At 62.9% G+C, this 18,857-nt stretch carries 21 protein-coding genes and 2 pseudogenes; 10 read left to right on the top strand and 13 right to left on the bottom strand.

The genetic code is table 11. From position 1 onward, the window contains the following. Positions 1–134 precede the first annotated feature (134 nt). A complete protein-coding gene (locus VZ95_RS01585; RefSeq protein ID WP_045774323.1) occupies positions 135–1,835 on the top strand; it encodes a methyl-accepting chemotaxis protein in 1,701 nt (566 codons plus the stop codon). On the opposite strand, the gene VZ95_RS01580 is transcribed toward VZ95_RS01585, so the two are convergent. After that, on the bottom strand, positions 1,814–2,269 hold the full coding sequence (locus VZ95_RS01580) for a VOC family protein (RefSeq protein WP_045774322.1): 456 nt from the start codon (positions 2,267–2,269) through the stop codon (positions 1,814–1,816). The two genes, VZ95_RS01585 and VZ95_RS01580, sit on opposite strands and share 22 nt — an antisense overlap. Positions 2,270–2,320: 51 nt before the next feature. On the opposite strand from VZ95_RS01580, the gene VZ95_RS01575 reads away from it, so the two are divergent. Both VZ95_RS01575 and VZ95_RS01570 read left to right on the top strand, forming a co-directional pair. After that, complete coding sequence (locus tag VZ95_RS01575) at positions 2,321–2,941, top strand: TetR/AcrR family transcriptional regulator (RefSeq protein ID WP_198148021.1); 621 nt, start codon at positions 2,321–2,323, stop codon at positions 2,939–2,941. A gap of 67 nt (positions 2,942–3,008) precedes the next feature. Continuing rightward, positions 3,009–3,771, top strand: a pseudogene (locus tag VZ95_RS01570) (SDR family NAD(P)-dependent oxidoreductase). A gap of 91 nt (positions 3,772–3,862) precedes the next feature. On the opposite strand, the gene VZ95_RS01565 reads toward VZ95_RS01570, so the two are convergent. Beyond that, positions 3,863–4,621 (bottom strand): DUF4394 domain-containing protein, encoded by a 759-nt coding sequence (locus tag VZ95_RS01565; protein WP_052711386.1) that lies wholly within the window; start codon positions 4,619–4,621, stop codon positions 3,863–3,865. A 258-nt stretch (positions 4,622–4,879) separates the two neighbouring features. Here VZ95_RS01565 and VZ95_RS01560 point away from each other — a divergent pair, with 258 nt between their 5' ends. The 5 genes from VZ95_RS01560 (at position 4,880) to VZ95_RS01540 (ending at position 8,280) form a co-directional block, all read left to right on the top strand. Then, on the top strand, positions 4,880–5,254 hold the full coding sequence (locus tag VZ95_RS01560; protein ID WP_232302434.1) for a DUF805 domain-containing protein: 375 nt from the start codon (positions 4,880–4,882) through the stop codon (positions 5,252–5,254). An 85-nt stretch (positions 5,255–5,339) separates the two neighbouring features. Beyond that, on the top strand, positions 5,340–6,434 hold the full coding sequence (locus VZ95_RS01555) for a PA0069 family radical SAM protein (RefSeq protein ID WP_045774319.1): 1,095 nt from the start codon (positions 5,340–5,342) through the stop codon (positions 6,432–6,434). Between the two features lie 15 nt (positions 6,435–6,449). Then, a complete protein-coding gene (gene ubiA / locus VZ95_RS01550) occupies positions 6,450–7,364 on the top strand; it encodes a 4-hydroxybenzoate octaprenyltransferase (RefSeq protein ID WP_045774318.1) in 915 nt (304 codons plus the stop codon). Continuing rightward, positions 7,357–8,007: a class I SAM-dependent methyltransferase gene (locus VZ95_RS01545; RefSeq protein WP_156994938.1), complete on the top strand. Its 651-nt coding sequence runs from the start codon at positions 7,357–7,359 to the stop codon at positions 8,005–8,007. Before ubiA ends, VZ95_RS01545 begins: the two co-directional genes overlap by 8 nt. A 27-nt stretch (positions 8,008–8,034) precedes the next feature. Continuing rightward, positions 8,035–8,280 carry a hypothetical protein gene (locus VZ95_RS01540; RefSeq protein ID WP_045774316.1) on the top strand — a complete coding sequence of 82 codons (246 nt, stop codon included), beginning with the start codon at positions 8,035–8,037 and terminating at the stop codon, positions 8,278–8,280. 8 nt (positions 8,281–8,288) lie between these two features. Here VZ95_RS01540 and VZ95_RS01535 read toward each other — a convergent pair whose 3' ends face one another. After that, positions 8,289–8,750, bottom strand: a complete 462-nt coding sequence (locus VZ95_RS01535; protein WP_232302433.1) for an SH3 domain-containing protein — start codon at positions 8,748–8,750, stop codon at positions 8,289–8,291. Between the two features lie 175 nt (positions 8,751–8,925). On the opposite strand from VZ95_RS01535, the pseudogene VZ95_RS01530 reads away from it, so the two are divergent. Beyond that, positions 8,926–9,919: pseudogene (locus VZ95_RS01530) on the top strand (2-hydroxyacid dehydrogenase). 98 nt (positions 9,920–10,017) lie between these two features. Continuing rightward, entirely contained in the window at positions 10,018–10,170 is a 153-nt protein-coding gene (locus tag VZ95_RS26485; RefSeq protein ID WP_232302432.1) for a DUF1272 domain-containing protein, read from the top strand. Positions 10,171–10,261: 91 nt separating this feature from the next. Here the strand turns inward: VZ95_RS26485 and VZ95_RS01520 are convergent, their stop codons facing one another. The 10 genes from VZ95_RS01520 to VZ95_RS01480 form a co-directional block, all read right to left on the bottom strand. Beyond that, entirely contained in the window at positions 10,262–10,861 is a 600-nt protein-coding gene (locus VZ95_RS01520) for a GNAT family N-acetyltransferase (protein ID WP_045774314.1), read from the bottom strand. 16 nt (positions 10,862–10,877) lie between these two features. Further along, the gene (locus VZ95_RS01515; protein WP_045774313.1) at positions 10,878–12,146 is read right to left on the bottom strand and encodes a M16 family metallopeptidase; all 1,269 of its coding nucleotides are present in this window, start codon (positions 12,144–12,146) and stop codon (positions 10,878–10,880) included. Further along, positions 12,146–13,552 (bottom strand): threonine synthase, encoded by a 1,407-nt coding sequence (gene thrC / locus VZ95_RS01510; protein WP_045774312.1) that lies wholly within the window; start codon positions 13,550–13,552, stop codon positions 12,146–12,148. The genes VZ95_RS01515 and thrC overlap by 1 nt, the downstream gene beginning before the upstream one ends. A 27-nt stretch (positions 13,553–13,579) precedes the next feature. Then, positions 13,580–15,070 (bottom strand): carboxypeptidase M32, encoded by a 1,491-nt coding sequence (locus VZ95_RS01505; protein WP_045774311.1) that lies wholly within the window; start codon positions 15,068–15,070, stop codon positions 13,580–13,582. Further along, positions 15,067–15,846, bottom strand: a complete 780-nt coding sequence (locus tag VZ95_RS01500; protein WP_084627508.1) for an SURF1 family protein — start codon at positions 15,844–15,846, stop codon at positions 15,067–15,069. The genes VZ95_RS01505 and VZ95_RS01500 overlap by 4 nt, the downstream gene beginning before the upstream one ends. Before the next feature lie 63 nt (positions 15,847–15,909). Then, positions 15,910–16,710 (bottom strand): cytochrome c oxidase subunit 3, encoded by an 801-nt coding sequence (locus VZ95_RS01495; RefSeq protein ID WP_045774309.1) that lies wholly within the window; start codon positions 16,708–16,710, stop codon positions 15,910–15,912. 87 nt (positions 16,711–16,797) lie between these two features. Then, the gene (locus VZ95_RS01490; protein WP_045774308.1) at positions 16,798–17,379 is read right to left on the bottom strand and encodes a cytochrome c oxidase assembly protein; all 582 of its coding nucleotides are present in this window, start codon (positions 17,377–17,379) and stop codon (positions 16,798–16,800) included. Next, a complete protein-coding gene (locus VZ95_RS24915) occupies positions 17,376–17,522 on the bottom strand; it encodes a hypothetical protein (protein ID WP_198148020.1) in 147 nt (48 codons plus the stop codon). Before VZ95_RS24915 ends, VZ95_RS01490 begins: the two co-directional genes overlap by 4 nt. After that, positions 17,522–18,466, bottom strand: coding sequence for a heme o synthase (locus tag VZ95_RS01485; RefSeq protein ID WP_045774307.1), 945 nt, complete (start codon positions 18,464–18,466; stop codon positions 17,522–17,524). The genes VZ95_RS24915 and VZ95_RS01485 overlap by 1 nt, the downstream gene beginning before the upstream one ends. A 73-nt stretch (positions 18,467–18,539) precedes the next feature. Next, the coding region (locus VZ95_RS01480; RefSeq protein ID WP_045774306.1) for a cbb3-type cytochrome c oxidase subunit I at positions 18,540–18,857 on the bottom strand (318 nt) is incomplete at its 5' end.

The following is an 18,857-nucleotide window of genomic DNA, read 5'->3' as shown; positions in this document are numbered from 1 at the left end:
CGCCATCACTCCTGATTATTTTAGCACTCCTCTTCAGAGGGCTAGGCAGAGTGCCATCCTTGAACCCAGATAAAGACACCGTTAAGGTCCCTCGGCGCTTTGTTTTTTCCCCCTAGTCATATTGCGAGATTCGAATGGCGATCCTGAAGTCTATGCGGATCGGGCCGCGCTTGGCCCTTGGATTTGCCGCAATTCTTGTGCTGATGGTGGCCCAAGCCATTATCAGTATCCGCGAAGTGAGTAAGATCGACGCGGGTTTGACCGAAGTTAACGACGTCAACGGTGTCAAACAGCGCTATGCGATCAATTTTCGCGGTAGTGTCCACGACCGCGCGATCAATGTGCGCGATCTGGTGCTCGTCACCGATGCCACCGCCGCCCGCGCCGTGGTGAGCGAGATCGAAAAACTGACGCGCTTCTATGCCGAAGCCGCCGACCCGCTCGATAAACTCTTCGCAGCGCGCACGGATATCGCCCCCGAAGAGCGCCGCTTGCTGGCGAGTATCAAGGAAACCGAAGCCAAAACCCTGCCGCTCATCAAGCAGGCGCTCGATGCGCAGCAGAAGGGCGATGCCGAGCAGATCAAAAAGAGTGTCGAGCAATCCCGCCCGCTCTTCGTCGAATGGCTGGGGCGCATCAATCAATTCATCGATCTGCAAGAGCAGAAGAATAATGCCATTGCCCACAAGGCCAGCCAAGTGGCGCGCGGCTTCCAGCTTCTCGCCCTCGGGCTGGTCGGCGGGGCGGTTTTGCTCGGCATCGGCCTTGCCTTCTGGTCGATGAGTGCAGTGCGCCCCTTGCGCACTCTGGCCGAGGTGATGCGCAAACTCGCCAAGGGCGACCTCTCCGTCACCATTCCGGGCACCGGGCGCGGCGATGAAGTGGGCGAAATGGCCGCAGCCGTGCAGGTGTTCAAGGATAATGCGGCAGAAGTGCAGCGCCTCACCACCGAGCAGGAAGCCGCCAAAGCCCGCGCCGCCGCCGAACGCGCCGCCGCGATGCGCGATCTCGCCGACCGCTTCGAGCGCAGCGTCAGTGCCGTCGTCGAAGCCCTCGGCACTTCGGCGCGCGATCTCAATATCGACGCGCGCTCGATGACCGCCGCCGCCGATAGCACCAATCAGCAAACCCAAACCGCCGTTGCCGCCGTCGAACAAACCGCAACGAATGTGCATTCGGTCGCCGCCGCCGCTGAGGAACTGTCGGCCTCAATCCGCGAAATCTCCCGCCAAGTCTCGCAATCCACCACGATTGCCGGGCAAGCGGTAAGCCAGGCCGAGAAAACCAGCCGGTCGGTGAGCGGCCTTGCGGTTGCCGCCCAGCGCATCGGCGAAATCGTGCAGATCATCGAATCGATTGCCAGCCAGACCAATCTTCTCGCCCTGAACGCCACCATCGAAGCCGCCCGCGCCGGGGAAGCCGGGAAGGGCTTTGCCGTGGTCGCTGCCGAAGTGAAAACGCTGGCCAATCAAACCGCCCAGGCGACCCAGGAAATCCAGACGCAGGTTAACCAGATCCAATCGGCGACCTCGGAAACCGTGACGGAGATCGGCGCGATCGGCACGGTCATCGGCCAGATCAACGATATTACCACGACGATTGCCGCCGCGATCGAGCAGCAAGGGGCCGCAACCGGCGAGATCAGCCGCAATGTTCAGCAGGCGGCGAGCGGCACGGAAGAAGCCTCCCGCGCCGTCACCACCGTTTCGGCGGTGGCTGCCGAAACCGGCACGTCGGCCGCCCATGTGCTGAGCGCCGCCGCAACGCTCGCCAACCAGTCCGATAAGCTCAAGCAGGAAGTCGAAGGCTTCGTTCAGTCGGTTCGCACGGCCTGAGCCGCATCAATCCGGGCCAGGGTTTCCGGCGTATATTGGCCTGCGAACTCGGCACTCGGCGGAATCGGGGTGATGATGTCGATCAGCACCCCGTTCGGATCGGCGGTAATGAAATGGCGCTGCCCGAAGCTTTCGCTGCGTAAGCTCAGCAGAATCGGCAGCCCCGCCGCCGTGAGGCGCGCATATTCGGCTTCCACGGCTTCGACCTCGAAGTTCAGAATCAGTCCGGCGCTGGGAGCCCGTCCCGGCGCCGGAATCGTTTCGTGCCGATAATCCAGCACCGCCAGATTGATCGCGGCATCGGTCCTGGATTGGAGATGCACGTACCAATCGCTCTCGAACGCCCGGAAAAAGCCGAAATGGGCTTCGTAAAAGCGCGCGGTTTCCGCAACCTTATCGGTGAGAAGAACGGGGTAATAGGCCGTGCAGCGCATCGGAACCTCCTAGGCGAAATCGGGAATGAATGATACAAGCAGCCTGTATCTATCTTTAAACATACAGGCTGCACGTATGCAAGAGGGAAAGCCACGCCCGGCCCCTGTGCCACAAGCCGACCGGCGCGCTGCCACGCGGAGCGCCTGGTAAGCGCTGCGCGCGCCCTCTTCGCCGCGCAGGGCTATAGCGCGACCGGCACGCCGGAGATTGTTACCGCCGCCGGGGTGACGCGCGGCGCGCTCTACCATCATTTCGCCGATAAAATCGACCTATTCCGCGCCGTGATCGAGGCCGAACAGCGCGCGCTCGTTACTGCGATCGAGGCCGCAACGGCGACGCCCGCCGATCCGATTGCGGCGCTGATCGATGGTGGCGCGGCCTATCTGGCAGCGATGGGCGACGCTGGGCGACGGCGGCTTCTGCTCGTCGAAGCGCCTTCCGTGCTGGGACAGGCGGAGACGGTGACGCTCGATCTGGCCCGCGCCAGCCTGGCCGAAGGGGTGGAAGCGGCCCTTACCAGCGGGGCGTTGCCGCCTGTCCCCGCCGCTGTTCTCACCGATCTGCTGGATGCGCTGTTCGACCGGGCCGCCGCTGCCGAAGCCGACGTGCAGGGAAACTATCTCGCCGTCATCACGGCCCTCTTACGGGGGCTTAGTCGCGGGGCGACTTGACCTTCACGGAAAGCCGCCGCATCGTCGCGCCTCAGAGAAACACCACCAAGGTTCGGGAGAGAAACGCATGGATATCGTAGGACAGGCCGCCCTCGTCACGGGCGGCGCATCGGGCCTCGGCTATGGCACGGCGCAAGCGCTGATTGCAGCGGGGGCGAAAGTCGCGCTGATCGATCTGCCCGGCGCAAAGCTCGATGATGCCGCCGCCAGCTTGGGCGCGCTCGCCTGCCCGGCGGATGTGAGCGATGCCGCCGCCGTCGAAAGCGCCATCGACAAAGCCGCCGCCGCCCACGGCCCCGCCCGCATTCTCGTCGCCTGCGCCGGGATTGCCCCCGCCGCGCGCGCGGTGGGACGCGACGGGCCGATGGCGCTCGAATGCCTTCAGCAAAGTCATTTCGGTTAATCTGATTGGCACGTTCAATGCCCTGCGCGTTGCCGCAGCAGGCATGCTGGCGCTAGAGCCCCTGGCCGAAGGCGAGCGCGGCGTGATTATCACCACGGCCTCGGTCGCCGCTTTCGAAGGCCAGATCGGCCAAGCCGCCTATGCCGCCTCGAAAGGCGGGGTTGCGGCGATGACGCTGCCGCTGGCGCGCGAGTTCGCGGGCAAAGGCGTGCGCGTGATGACGATTGCGCCGGGGATTTTCGGCACGCCGATGTTGGCCGCCATGCCGCCTGCGGTGCAAGAGAGCCTCGCCGCCTCCGTCCCCTTCCCCTCACGCCTCGGCACAGCGGAAGATTACGCGGCGTTGGTTCTCACCATCTGCCGCCAGACCATGCTGAACGGCTCCACCATTCGCCTGGATGGCGCGATTCGGATGAACGCGAAATAGGCCGTTGGCCCTGGTTGGGAGAGCCCGAGAGGGCGAAAGGCCCTCTCGGAACCCGCCTTACATCTTCGGCAAAGCCGCAATATCGCGCAGGCTACCGGAGAGGCCTTTCAGATCGGACTTTTTTCGTCGTCTTGCCCGTGGCGATATCGACCGTATAGAGGCTTTTACCCAACACGAGATACCCAAGGTTGCCGCCCGTACCGTCGGCGACGATGTCGAAGGCGATGGGCGCGCTGAGTTTCACGCCTAAAGCCCCGCGTGTTTTCAGAATCCCGTCGTTGGGCGGGGCCTGCACCAGGAAGGTGCCGAGCGCGCTATCGATATCATAGAGCCCGGTTTCCTTGGTTCCAGCGAAAGAATTGCTATAGGCCCCGGCCTGCACCATCGGCGCTTTCCCGGCGGCGGCATCGGCGGGATCATATTTCAGCGTGCCATCGACCGTGACCATACCGCTATCGACATTGATACGATAGCTCGCGCCATCGACGCCGAGCACGCGCAGCCGGTCGGCGACCGGGTTGAAATCGACGACGGGGTTCAAGCCGGTATTCACCCCTTGACTGAGCTGGCTCGCCAGCGTCGCCATGCCCGTTTTCGGATCGAGCGTATAGAGCCCGCCGCTGAGGGTGAGGGCATAGAGCTTGCCATTGGCCGGGCGCACGTCGATCCCAACGATTGTGCCGTCGACGCCCTTAATCGCCATCGGTTTGCCGACGCGGGCCGTTTGCCCGTCGATTGCGACCAGCATATTGCCCGGCAACAGCCCCACCCAGGAAGCCGCCGTTTGCGCCGAAGCCGGTACGGCAGTCATCATCAATCCCGCCAGCGCGAGGCTCGCAAAGCGTGTCATGTGTTGCATCCTTAGATTTAGGAAATTGAAAAAGAACCGAGACGTCTTACGCCCTCTTTAGGCGCGAGCCTGCCCCCCAGATGCAGCGTTTCGGCGAAAATCGGCGCGGTTAAAAATATAGTTTTCCAGCCCTTGTCCAGGTCTATGTCGCGCCTATTTCTCTAAGCCTCGATAGTTCTTCCTGGTATTTTTCTCAGGATTGACTCATTTGCCGAAGCTCGACATTTTTTGCATCCATAGGTTTAATCCTTTAACCGTATGGGGCTCCTCGTTATGAATTTTCAAGAGTCAGTCCAGACCTGCCTGCGAAAATTCTTCGATTTCCAAGGCCGGGCGTCGCGTTCTGAATATTGGTATTTCACACTTTTCTCGATTGTTGCCTCGGTTGCCGCCTCTCTATTTGAACCCGAGTCGATGAGCGGCGTCTTCTCTGGGCTTGTTAGCTTGGGATTATTCTTCCCCAGCTTCGCCGTTTTTTTTCGCCGCATGCATGATATTGATAAATCTGGCTGGTGGTGGCTGCTCTGGCTTGTGCCGATCATCGGTTGGATCGTTCTGATCGTACTCAACGTTACCAAAGGCACGACGGGACCAAACCGCTTCGGGGACGATCCCCTTGCCGGGCATTCCTAGCCTGTTGCGCCGCAATCGACATCAAGGCCTGCTCGAAATATAAATGTTCTTTATTTGTTCTTAAGCTTTCATTATAGTCGCGGGCATGCCCTCGCCCGCCTTCACCGATATCCAACTGCCCGCCCCCGTGCTGAAAGGCCGGGGCGCGATAGGGGCGTCGGATAATCGCTATGAACTTCTGTCCCGCGTCGCCCTCGACGATGGCTGGAGCCAGGAGGAACAGCCGCCGCCGCGCACCGAGGTAAGCTTCGATACCAGCAAGAGCATCATCGTCCAGCAAACCGCGCTGGATTTGCCGTTCCGCCAGTCGCTTAACATTTATCGCGGTTGCGAGCACGGCTGCGCCTATTGTTTCGCCCGCCCGACTCACGCCTATTGGGGCCTCGCGCCGGGGCTGGATTTCGAAACCAAGCTGATCGCTAAGCCCGATGCGCCGCGCCTGCTGACCGAAGCCCTGCGGAAGAAGAGTTATAAGGTCGCGCCGCTCGCCATTGGCACCAATACCGATCCCTATCAGCCGATTGAACGCAGCCTCGGCCTCATGCGGCAGGTGCTGGAAGTGCTGCGCGACTTTCAGCACCCGGTCGGCATCACCACCAAGGCGGCGCTCATTACCCGCGATTTGGATATTCTCGCCCCGATGGCGGCGCAGAATCTCGTTCGGGTTGCCATTTCCGTCACGACGCTCGACCGCGACCTTGCCCGTCTGCTCGAGCCACGCGCCCCCACCCCCGCCCGCCGGATCGAAGCGATCCGGCAGCTCTCGGACGCCGGGGTTCCCGTCGCCGTCTTCGCCTCGCCGATGATCCCCGGCCTTAACGATCACGAGTTGGAGGCGATCCTAGAGGCAGCCGCGCAGGCCGGGGCGCGCACCGCCAGTGCCATTCTCATTCGCTTGCCGATGGAGGTCGCCCCGCTCATGGAGGCCTGGTTGCGTGAACATCGCCCGCAGCGGGCCGAAAGGGTGCTGTCGCTGATTCGCCAATGCCGCGAAGGGCAACTCTATAAGGCGAAACCCGGCGAGCGCTTTCGCGGCACCGGGCCGGTTGCGGACATGATCGGCCAGCGTTTGCGCCTCGCCCGCACGCGCTACGGTCTCGCCGCCCCGGCGTGGGAACTCGATTGCACGCGCTTTGCACCGCCGCCGACCCTTGGCGATCAATTCACCTTGTTTTCTTGAGACGCTGTGCCAATCATGCCGCCCATGAACACGACCCGCAGCGATATTCAGGAAACCGGCCTGATTGCCCTCTTGCCAGCGCCCTGGCGGCCCTATGCCAAGCTGGCGCGGCTCGACCGACCGATTGGCACCTGGCTGTTGCTGTTCCCGTGCTGGTGGGGCCTCGCGCTGGCGGGTTCGCAGAATCTTTGGCTGTACCTGCTGTTCGCCATTGGGGCGCTCGCCATGCGCGGCGCGGGCTGCACCGTCAATGATATGATGGACCGGGAGTTCGACCGGCAAGTCGCCCGCACCGCCCTGCGCCCGCTCGCCTCGGGCGAAGTCTCGATGATGCAGGCGGGTATTTTTCTCGCGGCGCAATGTTTTATCGGTCTCGCCGTGCTGCTGGCGCTGAACAAGACCGCCATCGCCCTGGGGCTGGCCTCGACGCTGCTGATCGCCGTCTATCCGCTGATGAAGCGCGTTACCCATTGGCCGCAGTTCGTGCTGGGGCTCGCCTTCAACTGGGGGGCTTTGATGGGCTGGACCGCCGTGCGCGGCACCCTCGATCTGCCCGCCCTGCTGCTCTATGGCGCGGGGATTCTGTGGACGCTCGGCTACGATACGATCTACGCCCATCAGGATAAGGACGACGACGCGCGCATCGGCGTGAAATCCACCGCGCTGCGCTTCGGCGCAGCAACCGGGCGTTGGTTGAGCTTTTTCTACGCGGGAACCGTGGCCCTGCTGGCGGCGGCGATTCTGGCCGCCGGGTGGGGCTGGGGGCTCGCGCTGAGCGTCGCCCTGTTCGCCGGGGCGCACTTCCTTTGGCAGTTGGTCTGGCTGCGCATCGACGAGCCCGATCAATGCCTGCTGCTGTTCCGCGCCAACCGCTTTGTCGGCTGGCTGGTGCTGATACCTTTGTTTCTTGGGGGATTCTTGTTTGGCTGACGCGCTCACCTTCATCCGCGCCCAAACGGCGCTGAAACCGCCGAGCGCCGTTCCCGAACTGCTTCTTCATCTCGCCGACGAGGCCCTGCCGCTGTGGCAGGCGACCGAGGCCGAGTTGCAGCAATCGAACCTGCCGCCGCCCTATTGGGCTTTTGCGTGGCCGGGGGGGCAGGCGCTGGCGCGCTATCTGCTCGATAACCCCGACTTGGCCGCAGGCAAGCGCGTGCTCGATTTGGGCGCGGGCTGCGGCATCACCTCCCTCGCCGCCGCCAAGGCGGGCGCGGTCTCGGTACTGGCCGCCGATATCGATGTCTACGCCTGCACCGCCATCACTCTGAACGCCGAAGCCAATGGCCTGCCGCAGGTGCGCGCGCTGAGCACCGACCTGCTGGCGAGCCCGCCGCCCGAGAGCATCGATCTGCTGCTGGTCGGCGATATGTGCTATGAAAAACCCCTGGCGGAAAAAGCCATCGCCTGGGGTCGGATTGTGGCGGCGCGGGGCGTGCCGGTGCTCCTGGCCGACCCAGGCCGGGCCTATGTTCCCAAGACCGGCCTGATTGAGCTTGCCCGTTATACGATCCCAACGGTGCTGGACCTCGAAGACCGGGAGACGCGCGAGACCGTGATCTACGCGCTGACATAAACTTAGTTCCGCGAGGAGAATCGGACGATGACCGATATTATGCGCCTCCGGCTTCCTTATCTTGTCTCGATCCTATCCGTGACCGCGCTTTCGGGGTGCGATTTCACCCAAGCCTATCGCCTGAGGCACCCGAATACGGGGGAGGTTCGGAGTTGCTCACAGTGGCGGGGCGAGTATCCCAAAAGCGCGCAAGACGACGTCTGGACCTGCATCAAAGAGTATCAGGCGAAGGGCTTTGCCCTCATCGACCCGCCGCCGGAATCGAAGCCTTAGCGCGACCGCTAATTCTCGAAATTCTCTTTCGGATACACGCCCCAAATCTCCGCCCGGCGCAGCCAGCCGCGCACTTTGGGGAGTTCCAGGCGGCACCAATCGCCTTTGCACTCTTTCAGATCGCCGATCACCCCCGGCTCCAGCCGCGCCACGGCGGGGCCATTGGCTTCCGGGCGGCGGCGGAGAATCTGCGGCTCGGTGCCGATGACGATGGCGGTGCGCTTGCCCGCCACCATGCGCTGATGCACCCAGCCTTCGGTGCCGTCCACCGCGCGGATTTTGCGCCAGGTTTCATATTCTTGGGTGATTTCCACCGGCATGCTGGCGCGGTTCAGCACCCATTCGATGGGATATTGCTGGCCGGGGCCGAAGCGCAGATTCACCTCGTCGGAGCGCAGCGAGACGAAGCGGGGGATCGGCAACGACGTATCGGTGCCCTGGGCCAAACCGGCGCTCGGGGCCAAAAGCACGCTGGCCGCGAGGGCCAAAAGGGATCGATGATATCGCATTGCCGCAAAAAACTTTTTTCATGGCAGAACCATTGGCACCCGCGCGGTGCGATTTCAAGATTGACCTTGCTGAACCCAGGGCCTTTTATCGCCCTGCCCAAACAAATGATCGATTGCCTCTAGGGGGGGAGCCCGCATGCCGACAAACCGAAAGAAACCCATCGTTGTCGTCACGCGCAAACTGCCTGACGTGATCGAAACCCGGATGATGGAGCTGTTCGACACGCGGCTCAACCTGGATGATCTGCCGTTGACCGTGGAGCAGCTCACCGAGGCCGTGCGCACCGCCGACGTGCTAGTGCCGACCGTGACCGACCGCATCGACGAAGCCTTGCTGGCCGAAGCCGGGCCGAACCTGAAGCTGATCGCCAGCTTCGGCGCGGGCGTCGATCATATCGACCTGAAGGCCGCGAAGGAAAAAGGCATCACGGTTACGAATACGCCGGGCGTTTTTGGCCGAGGATACTGCCGATATGGCGATGGCCCTCATCCTTGCTGTCTGCCGCCGCATTACCGAAGGCGAGCGGGTGTTGCGCGACGGTGAATGGCACGGCTGGTCGCCAAACTGGATGCTGGGGCGGCGGATTCACGGTAAGCGCCTTGGCATTGTCGGCATGGGCCGCATCGGCACCGCCCTTGCCCGGCGCGCGCGCGGCTTCGGCCTCTCGGTGCATTACCACAACCGGCACCGGGTGGCGGCGGACCTTGAGGGCGAGTTGGAGGCGACCTATTGGGAAAGCCTCGACCAGATGCTGGCGCGCATGGATATTGTCTCGGTCAACTGCCCGCATACGCCCGCGACCTACCATATTCTCTCGGCGCGGCGGCTGAAGCTCATTCAAAAACACGCCATCGTTATTAATACTGCGCGCGGCGAACTCATCGACGAAAAGACCCTGGCCGATCTGCTGCTGGCGGGCGATATCGGCGGCGCGGGGCTCGATGTCTATGAGCGCGAGCCCAATATCAACCCCAAGCTGCTGCGCGCCAAAACCGCCGTGCTGCTGCCCCATATGGCCTCGGCCACCTTGGAAGGACGCGTCGATATGGGCGAGCGCGTCATCATCAACATCAAAACCTTCACCGACGGCCACCGCCCGCCGGATCGGGTGTTCGAGGGGATGCTGTAGAACGGGCGTTTGGCGGAAAATCGCGGCATCTTGTCATTTACGCCAGAAATCCGCGCCGCCATGCTGGGGGCACGTCAACCGCCCGAGGAAGTGCACCCATGCTGGCCCTGCGCCCCAACTGCGAATGCTGCGACCGCGATTTGCCGCCCGAGGCCGATGCGCTGATCTGTACCTATGAATGCACCTTTTGCCGAGCGTGCGCCGAGGGGGGTTTTCAGGCGTCTGCCCCAACTGCGGCGGCAATCTGGTGACACGCCCGGTCCGCCCGCCCGAGAAACTGCTGAAGCATCCAGCCTCGACCGAGCGGGTGTTGCGCGCTGCACCGTGCGGGGAGCGTTTAGCTTAGGGCATCACCGGCTCGCCAACGATCTTCCCAAACAGGCAATGATCCTCCCAGACGCCATTGATCTTCAAATAGCGCTGCGCGAACCCCTCTTCGACAAAACCCGAGGTGAGCAGCAGCTCGCGGCTGGGGAGATTGCGCGGCAGGCAGGCGGCTTCGACGCGGTGCAACTCGATGTCTTTGGCCGCGAACTCCAGCACGAGGCGCAAGGCGTCGCGCATATAGCCTTTGCGGGCGAAGGGCTCGCCGGTCCAATAGCCGACCGAGGCCATTTGCGCCACACCGCGCCGGACCGCCGATAGGGTGATCCCCCCCACCAGCGCGCCCTCACCTGTTGGGCCGTGATCGGCCAGCGCAAAGATGAAAAACGCATAGCCGCGATCATCGCGCCACGCCAGCCCCTGTTCGGTCAGCCGGGCGCGGAAGCGTTGGCGCGACAGCCCATCCTCCCCCCAGCTCGGCTCCCAGGGTTCGAGAAAGGCGCGGGACGCCGCCCGCAGTTCGGCCCAGCGGGCGAAATCATTCAGGCGGGGCGGGCGGATCAGCACGCGGCTACCGCGCCGCTGCAAATCGGGAAAACCCAGTCCGAAAAGGCTCATCGCCCGCCCTATAGGGTCACGCCGCCGCGCGGGACAGGCGGGCCGCAAAAAGGGCCATCGGGTCCAACGTCGCTTCCGGCCCGAGCAACGCCAGCGTTGGCGTCGCCGTGATGAAGCGGCCCCCGAGGCGGCGAATATCGTCGGTACTCACCGCCGCCAGCCGTTCTAGCACTTCCGCCACCTCGACCGTGCGGCCATAGGTGAGGAAGTTTTGCGCGAGGGCTTCGACGCGCGCCGAGGTGCTTTCGCGCGCCATCAGCGTTCCGGCCCGCAACTGGGCGTGAGCGCGGGCGATTTCCGGCGCGGTCAGCGTATCGGGCAGGCGCTGGATTTCGTCGGCGATGACGGGGATGAGTTTCGCCAACTCGTCCGGCCCGGTGCCCGCGTAAATCCCCATCACGCCGGTATCGCGGTAGGTGGAGGCGAAGCTATAGACCGAATAAACCAGCCCGCGCTTCTCGCGCACTTCCTGGAAGAGACGCGAGGACATGCCGCCGCCCAGAATCGTCGAATAGACCGATAGGGCGTAGTAATCGGGATCATTGGCGCTGACGGTCGGAAAGCCGATGACGAGATGGCTTTGCTCCAAGTCGCGCGCCTCGATTTGCGTGCCGCCGATATAGCGCGCTTGGGCCGGCAGAGTTTCGAGGGCGCTGCCGGTCATATCGCCAAAGGCTGCCGACACCAGCGCTTCAAAGGCGGCATGATCGATCTTCCCCGCCGCCGCGACGATCATATTCTTCGGGTGATAATGGCGCTTGAGGTAGGCGGAAAGCTGCTCGCGCGTGATGCTTTCGACAATCTCGGCGCGCCCCAGCACCGGGCGGCCCAAAGGCTGATCCGGGTAGGCGATTTCCTGGAACTGGTCGAAAATAACATCGTCCGGCGTGTCCATCGCCTGGCCGATTTCTTGCAGAATCACGGCGCGCTCGCGGGTCAACTCTTCCCCATCGAACACCGAGTTCAGCAGAATATCAGCGAGCAACGACACCGCGAGCGGCGTATCGGCTGCCAAAACCTTGGCGTAATAGGCGGTATGCTCGCGCGTGGTATAGGCGTTGAGGTGCCCGCCCACGTCCTCGATCTTCTCGGCGATCTCGCGCGCCGACAGGCTCAAGGTGCCTTTGAAGGCCATATGCTCTAGCACATGCGCGATGCCGTTCTGCTCGGCGGCTTCGTCGCGCGTGCCAACGCCGACCCAAACACCGAGGGAGACAGTTTCAGCCCCCGGCATATAGTCGGTTAGAACCGTGAGCCCGTTGCGAAGCGTGGACAAAGTCACCATTAAGCGAAGGCTCCCAAGCGCAGTTCGGCGCTCACATAATCTCGAATCGCCGCCGCTTTCGCGGGCAGCACGGTAAAGCGTTCCTTGGCATTCATCAGATGCCCAAGATGCGGCGGCAGCGGCGCTTCGAAGCCCAAGGCCTGACGCACCGCCGCCGGGAATTTCGCCGGATGGGCACAGGCGAGCGCCACCATCGGGTCGCGGTCATTGCCCTGCAAACGCTGCAGACTGCCAACGGCAATCGCCGAATGGGGATCGAGAATCTCGCCGGTCTGCTCGTACACCCGGCGCATGGTGGTGAGCGTATCCTCATCGGAAAGCTGTGTCGCGGAGAAGAGGCGCTGTGCCCGCTTCAGCCGGTCGGCTTCCAGATGCAGTTTGCCGGTGGCGCGGAACTCGGCAATGCGGCGCGCCACTTCCGGCCCATCGCGCTCCAGCAGATCGAACAGCAGGCGCTCGAAATTGCTCGACACCTGAATATCCATCGACGGCGACAGGCTCGGCTCCACCCCAGCAATCGACATATCGCCCGTGGTGAAGAAGCGCGTGAGAATATCGTTGCGGTTCGTGCCGATTACCAGCCGGTCAATCGGCAGCCCCATGCGCTTGGCGCAATAGGCGGCGAAGACATTGCCGAAATTCCCCGTCGGCACAGCGAAATTAACGTGCCGATCTGGCGCGCCGAGCTGCAAGGCCGCATACACATAATAAACAATTTGCGCCACGATCCGCGCCCAATTGATCGAATTCGCCGCCGACAGATGCGCCGCATCGCGGAAAGCCAGATCCGCGAAGAGTTCCTTCACAATATCCTGGCAATCGTCGAAGGTGCCTTCTACGGCAATCGCGCGCACGTTCTTGGCCGGAACCGTGGTCATCTGCCGCCGCTGCACGTCCGACACGCGGCCGTGGGGGTAGAGAATGAACACATCCACGGCGTCGCGGTCGCGGCAAGCTTCAATCGCCGCCGAGCCCGTATCGCCGGAGGTTGCCCCCAGGATCGTGACGCGCTTGCCCTGCTTCGCGAGCACATGATCGAACAGCCGCCCCAAGAGTTGCAGGGCATAATCCTTGAAGGCAATCGTCGGCCCGTGGAACAGCTCCATCAGGTAGGAATTGGTATCGAGCTGCTTGAGCGGGGCCACGGCCGGATGCCGGAACCCGGCATAGGTTTTGGCGACGATATCGGCCAAATCCTCTTCGGAAATGGTCGAGCAGACGTAAGGGGCCAGCAGCCGTGTCGCGAGATCGGCGTACGAGAGGCCGCGCAATGCGCGCCAATCGGCCAGGGTGAAACTGGGCCATTCCGCCGGAACGTAGAGACCGCCATCCCGGGCGAGGCCGGTCAGCAACAGATCATCGAAGGCCAGATCGGGCGCGGAACCGCGCGTGCTCACATAGCGCAAAGTCTGTCCAGTCCTTAAGGCAAAAGGTTAAGCATGGAGATACCGCTGTTCCAGGTGACGGCGGAAGGAGGTAACCGACAGGGGCGACCCCGTGGCGGCAATCAGAATATCGCGCGTGCTCTGGGCCGAGCCGATGCCGTGGATTTTTTCCCGCAGCCAACCGAGCAGCGGCGCGAAATTGCCTTTGGCGATTTCATCGGGAATTTCCGGCACCGCCGCTTGCGCCGCCGCATAAAGCTGCGCCGCCGTCATCGCGCCCATCGTATAGGTGGGGAAATAGCCGAACAGCCCGGCGGGCCAATGGATATCTTGCAGGCAGCCGTCTTTATCATCGGGCGGGGTGATGCCGACGAGTTCCTGCATGCCGTCGCGCCACGCGCCCGGCAGATCGGCGAGGTCCAAAGATCCGTCGATCAGCGCGCGCTCCAGCCGGTACCGCAGGATCACATGGGCGGGATAAGTGACTTCATCGGCATTCACCCGGATCAAACCGCGCGCCACGCGCGTGGCATGGGCGCGGAGATTCTCCACACTCCAGGCCGGGCCGCTGCCGCCGAACGCCTCGCGGATCAGGGGAGTCGCGAAGGTCAGGAACGCCTGCGAGCGGCTGACCTGCATCTCGACTAACAGCGATTGGCTTTCGTGCAGGCTCATGCCGCGCGCATAACCGATGGGCTGGCCGCGATGGTGTTGCGGAAGGCCGATTTCGTAGAGGGCGTGGCCGGTTTCGTGCAGCACGCCCATCATCGCCGGAAAGAAACTATCCTCGCTGTAGCGCGTGGTGATGCGCACATCGCCGGGCGCGCCGCCGCAGAAAGGATGGTGCGACACATCGAGCCGCCCCCGATTGAAATCGAACCCCAGCGCCCGCATCAACCGTTCGCCCAGCGCCTTTTGCGTCGCGACCGGGAACGGGCCGGGCAGATCGAGCGGGGCCGGCCGACGGGCTTGGGCCGCCAGCACATTTTCGGTGAGGTCCGGCAGAAACGTGGCGAGATCGGCAAACAGAACATCGATGTCGGCCGACCGACCGCCCGGCTCGAACTGATCGAGCAGCGCATCGTAAACCGAAGTGCCGAGGGCTTCAGCCTTCGCCTGCCCCATGTCGCGGACGAGGCCCAAAAGCACGCGCAGTTTGGGCAGCAAAGCCGCAAAATCATTCTCGGCGCGGGCGGTGCGCCATGTCATTTCTGATTCCGAAGTGGCCCGCGCAAAGGCATCGACCAAATCGGCAGGAACCGCCGTCGCATGCACCACATCGCGGCGAATTTCATGCAGATTGGCTTTTGCCTCAGGCGACGCGCCTTCGGCGGTGGCAAGCCATTCCTGCACGCGCGGATCATTCAGCTTTTCGTGAATGGCGACATCCAGCGCCGCCTGTTGCTCAGCGCGCGCTTCGGCGCTGCCGCTCGGCATCATCGTTGCCGCGTCCCACCCCAGAATGCCGGCAACGGCGCGCAACGCGCCAATCCGGGCGAAATGATCGGTGAGATTTTTATAAGCGGCCTGTGCCGTCATCCGTGTGCTTCCTCTGTGGTCCGCGACGCCGCCCGCCGCCGCGCCCGCGCAAACAGACCCGTGACGACAATCAGCACCCCTGCCAACGAATACCAGGTAAGGGCATATTGCAAATGGTTATTCGGTAGGTCCAGCCGCGTTTGCCCGCCACGCGGCCAATCGTCGGACGCTGCGCTGGAGGCGACCAAATCCAGCGTGAAGGGCACAACCCCCGCAAGCCCACCGGCGCGGGCCATCGCCTCGGGATCGAGGGTGAACCAGACATTCTGGCGAAGATCATTTTCCGGCACCATCCAGCCGCGCGGGCCGGGGGGGCGGATCAGCCCTTCGATGCTCTGCACCCCCGAGGGCACCGGCGCGCGGCGGCTCGGGTCCTTCAAATCGTAAGGCACGAAACCGCGATCGACCATCACGACCGCCCCATCGGCCAAGTGAAATGGGGTGACGACGTGCCAACCCGCTTGGCTCATACCGCGCGTACCGGTGAGCGACTGGCCGGAGAGGTGAAACTCAATCTGCGGATCGTAGAAGCCGGTCAGGCGCAAGCGCCGAAAGGCAATCGTCGAGACGTCCCCCGTCGGCAGCAGGGCCAGGGGTTCTTCCGCCACGGCGGTTTGCCGCGCGGTCATCAACGCCTGCTTCCACTCCAAACGCTGCAATTGCCACGTGCCGAGCACGATCAGAATCACCACAGCGATTCCGGCGGCAAGAAATAGGGGCAGATTGCTCAGCGGTTTTTCCGCCTGAAGATAGCTCATACCAGTCAGGTAGCGCATTCTGCCGAAAACGAGAAGGGGCGCAAACTGCGCCCCCTCCCTGCATTCCCGGAACTCTTCGGCTTAATGCGCCGCGACAACGCCGCCGGCACCGCCCCACCAGTAAATGCAGACGAAGAGGAACAGCCACACGGCATCGACGAAATGCCAGTACCAAGCCGCCGCTTCGAACCCCACATGGGCTTCCGGCGTGAAATGGCCCTTCTGCGCGCGGAACAGGCAGACCGCGAGGAAAATGGTGCCGACCAGCACGTGAAAGCCGTGGAAGCCCGTCGCCAGATAGAAGGTGGAAGCGTAAATCCCGTCGCGGAAGCCGAACGCCGCGTGGGCATATTCATAGGCTTGCAGCAACGTGAAGATGAAGCCCAAGGCCACCGTGATCGCCAAGCCCTGCACCAGCCCCTTGCGGTCGTTATGCAGCAGCGCGTGATGCGCCCAAGTCACGGTCGTGCCCGAGAGCAGCAGAATCAGCGTGTTCAGCAGCGGCAGTTCGAACGGGTTGAAAACCTGAATCCCTTCCGGCGGCCATTGGCCCAAGCGCGGAAACAGGCTCATGTCAAAGAAAGCCCAGAAGAAGGCGACGAAGAACATGACTTCCGAAATGATGAAGAAGATCACGCCGTAGCGCAGACCGATCTTCACAATCGTATTGTGATGGCCCTCATGCACGCCTTCGCGCACCACATCCATCCACCAACCGGCCATGCAGCCGAGAACCGCAAGGAAGGCGATAATCAGCAGAATCGGGCCGCTGCCGTGCATATACAGGATCGCACCGCCCGCCAAACCGCCCGCCGCCAGCGACGACAGCAGCGGCCACGGGCTAGGATCGACCAGATGGAAAGGATGTTTTTGTTGGGCCATAACCTTTATTCCTTACCGTCGTACTGAGTTGGCGTACTGAATTGGGCAATTCCGCAGGGGAATATCTTAAGAGAGAAGCTTTAGGCCTTACCCGCCCGCCGCCGCTTTAGGCCCTGCCGCTGCCGCCGTCTGCGCTTTCGCGCGAAAGAAGGTGTAGGACAGGGTGATGGTTTTCACGTCGGCGAGCGTCCGATCATCGGCCATCGCCGGATCGATGTAGAAGCTCACCGGCATTTCGATTTCCTCGCCGGGCTGCAACGTCTGCTCGTCGAAGCAGAAGCAGGCGACCTTGCTGAATACGCCGCCGGTTTTCAGCGGTGTGACATTAAAGGAGGCAATGCCCGTGATGGGCTCTTTTGAGAGATTCTTCGCGCGGTAAAAAATCAGGCTGTTTTCACCCAATTTCACCGCCACGCTGCGCTGAACCGGCTCGAAGCGCCAGGGCAGCGCGGCATCGGTATTGGCATCGAAGCGCACCATAATCACGCGCTCCGCCGTATGGGTCGAGGCGGTTTCCGCGCGCGTCGTCGCCCCGCCGAAGCCCGTCACCTGGCAGAACATTTGATAGAGCGGCACCGCCGCATAGGCGAGGCACAGCATGCCGGTCGCCAGCATCGCCAGCGACAGCAGCGTGCGCCGATTGCGCTTATCGGAACCCTGCGCGCTCATAGCCGCCCGACCTGAACCATCGTGATGGCGAAGAACAGCACCACGAGGCCCACCAGCGTCCAGAGCATCGCCAGATTCTTGCCACGCACGCGCTTGGCGCGGTCTTCCGGCGATTTCGAGGGGGTTTGGATTGGCGCTGCCATTAGAACATCATCCACGCCGGAACCGGCAGACCGGCCCAGCGGTCAAGCGGCATCACGGCAAAGAGGGCGAAGAGATAGAGGATCGAAAAGCCGAACAGGCGTTTCGCCGCCTTATACTGGGTCGCAGCCAAATCCGCCCGCGCCACGGCCACGGCCTGCGCGACGAAGAGCGCGCCCAGCACTAGCGCCACCCCGGCATAGACCGCGCCCAGGGTGCCGATCAGCACGGGGGCCAACGTCAGCGGCCACAGCAGGAGCGCATAGAGCAGAATCTGTTTCTTGGTTTCCGGCTCGCCCGCCGTGACGGGCAGCATCGGCACGCCCGCGCGGGTGTAATCCTCGCAGCGGAACAGGGCCAGCGCCCAGAAATGCGGGGGCGTCCACATGAAGATGATGGCGAAGAGCAGCACGCTCGCGAGCGAAATATCGCCCGTCACCGCCGCCCAACCGATCATCGGCGGAAACGCCCCAGCCGCGCCGCCGATCACGATATTCTGCGGCGTGCGGCGCTTCAGCCACATCGTATAAACGAACACATAAAAGGCGATGGAAACCGCCAGCATCAGGGCGGCGGCAAAACCGACCGCCAGCCCCATGACGATCACCGAGGCGACCGCCAGCACGATCCCGAACGCCAAAGCATCGGCGGGATCGACGCGGCCACTGGGAATCGGGCGGTTCAGCGTGCGGGTCATGATCGCGTCGATATCGCGGTCGTACCACATATTGATCGCCCCGCTCGCCCCGGCCCCCACGGCAATGCAAAGGATCGCGGCAAACGCCAGCACCGGATGCAGCGCACCCGGCGCGAGAAACAGGCCAATGCCGCCGGTAAAAACAACGAGCGACATAACGCGCGGTTTCAGCAGGGCAAAGAAATCCCGCGCCGTCGCGCCTTGCGCTACGGCTCCCCTGGTGTCCACGCTGACGGTTACATCACTCACTCTTGCTCTCTCCCCGAGCGGCGGCTTGGCAGAATTCGATCCGGGAGCGCCCATAGACGCCCCCGGCCTAGGCTCAATGGTGGTTCGAAGGGGCCTTCAGAACCGGCAGTTCATCGAAGGTATGGAACGGCGGCGGCGAGGTTACCGTCCATTCCAGGGTCGAATCTTCCGCATTCCAATAGTTCGCGCCAACCTTCTGACCCGAGGTCAGCGTGCGGATGACGATGTAGACGAACAGCAGCGCGCCGAAGAACGACAGATATGCGCCGTAGGAAGCCACTTGGTTCCACCCCGCAAACGCATCGGGATAATCCGGAATACGGCGCGGCATGCCCGAGAGGCCCAAGAAGTGCATCGGGAAGAACGTCAGGTTCACGCCGACGAAGGTGAT

Source organism: Elstera litoralis (assembly GCF_000963705.1).
Classification (GTDB): domain Bacteria; phylum Pseudomonadota; class Alphaproteobacteria; order Elsterales; family Elsteraceae; genus Elstera; species Elstera litoralis.
Note: the sequence above shows the minus strand (reverse complement) of the source record. Positions and strands in the feature narration are given on the sequence as shown.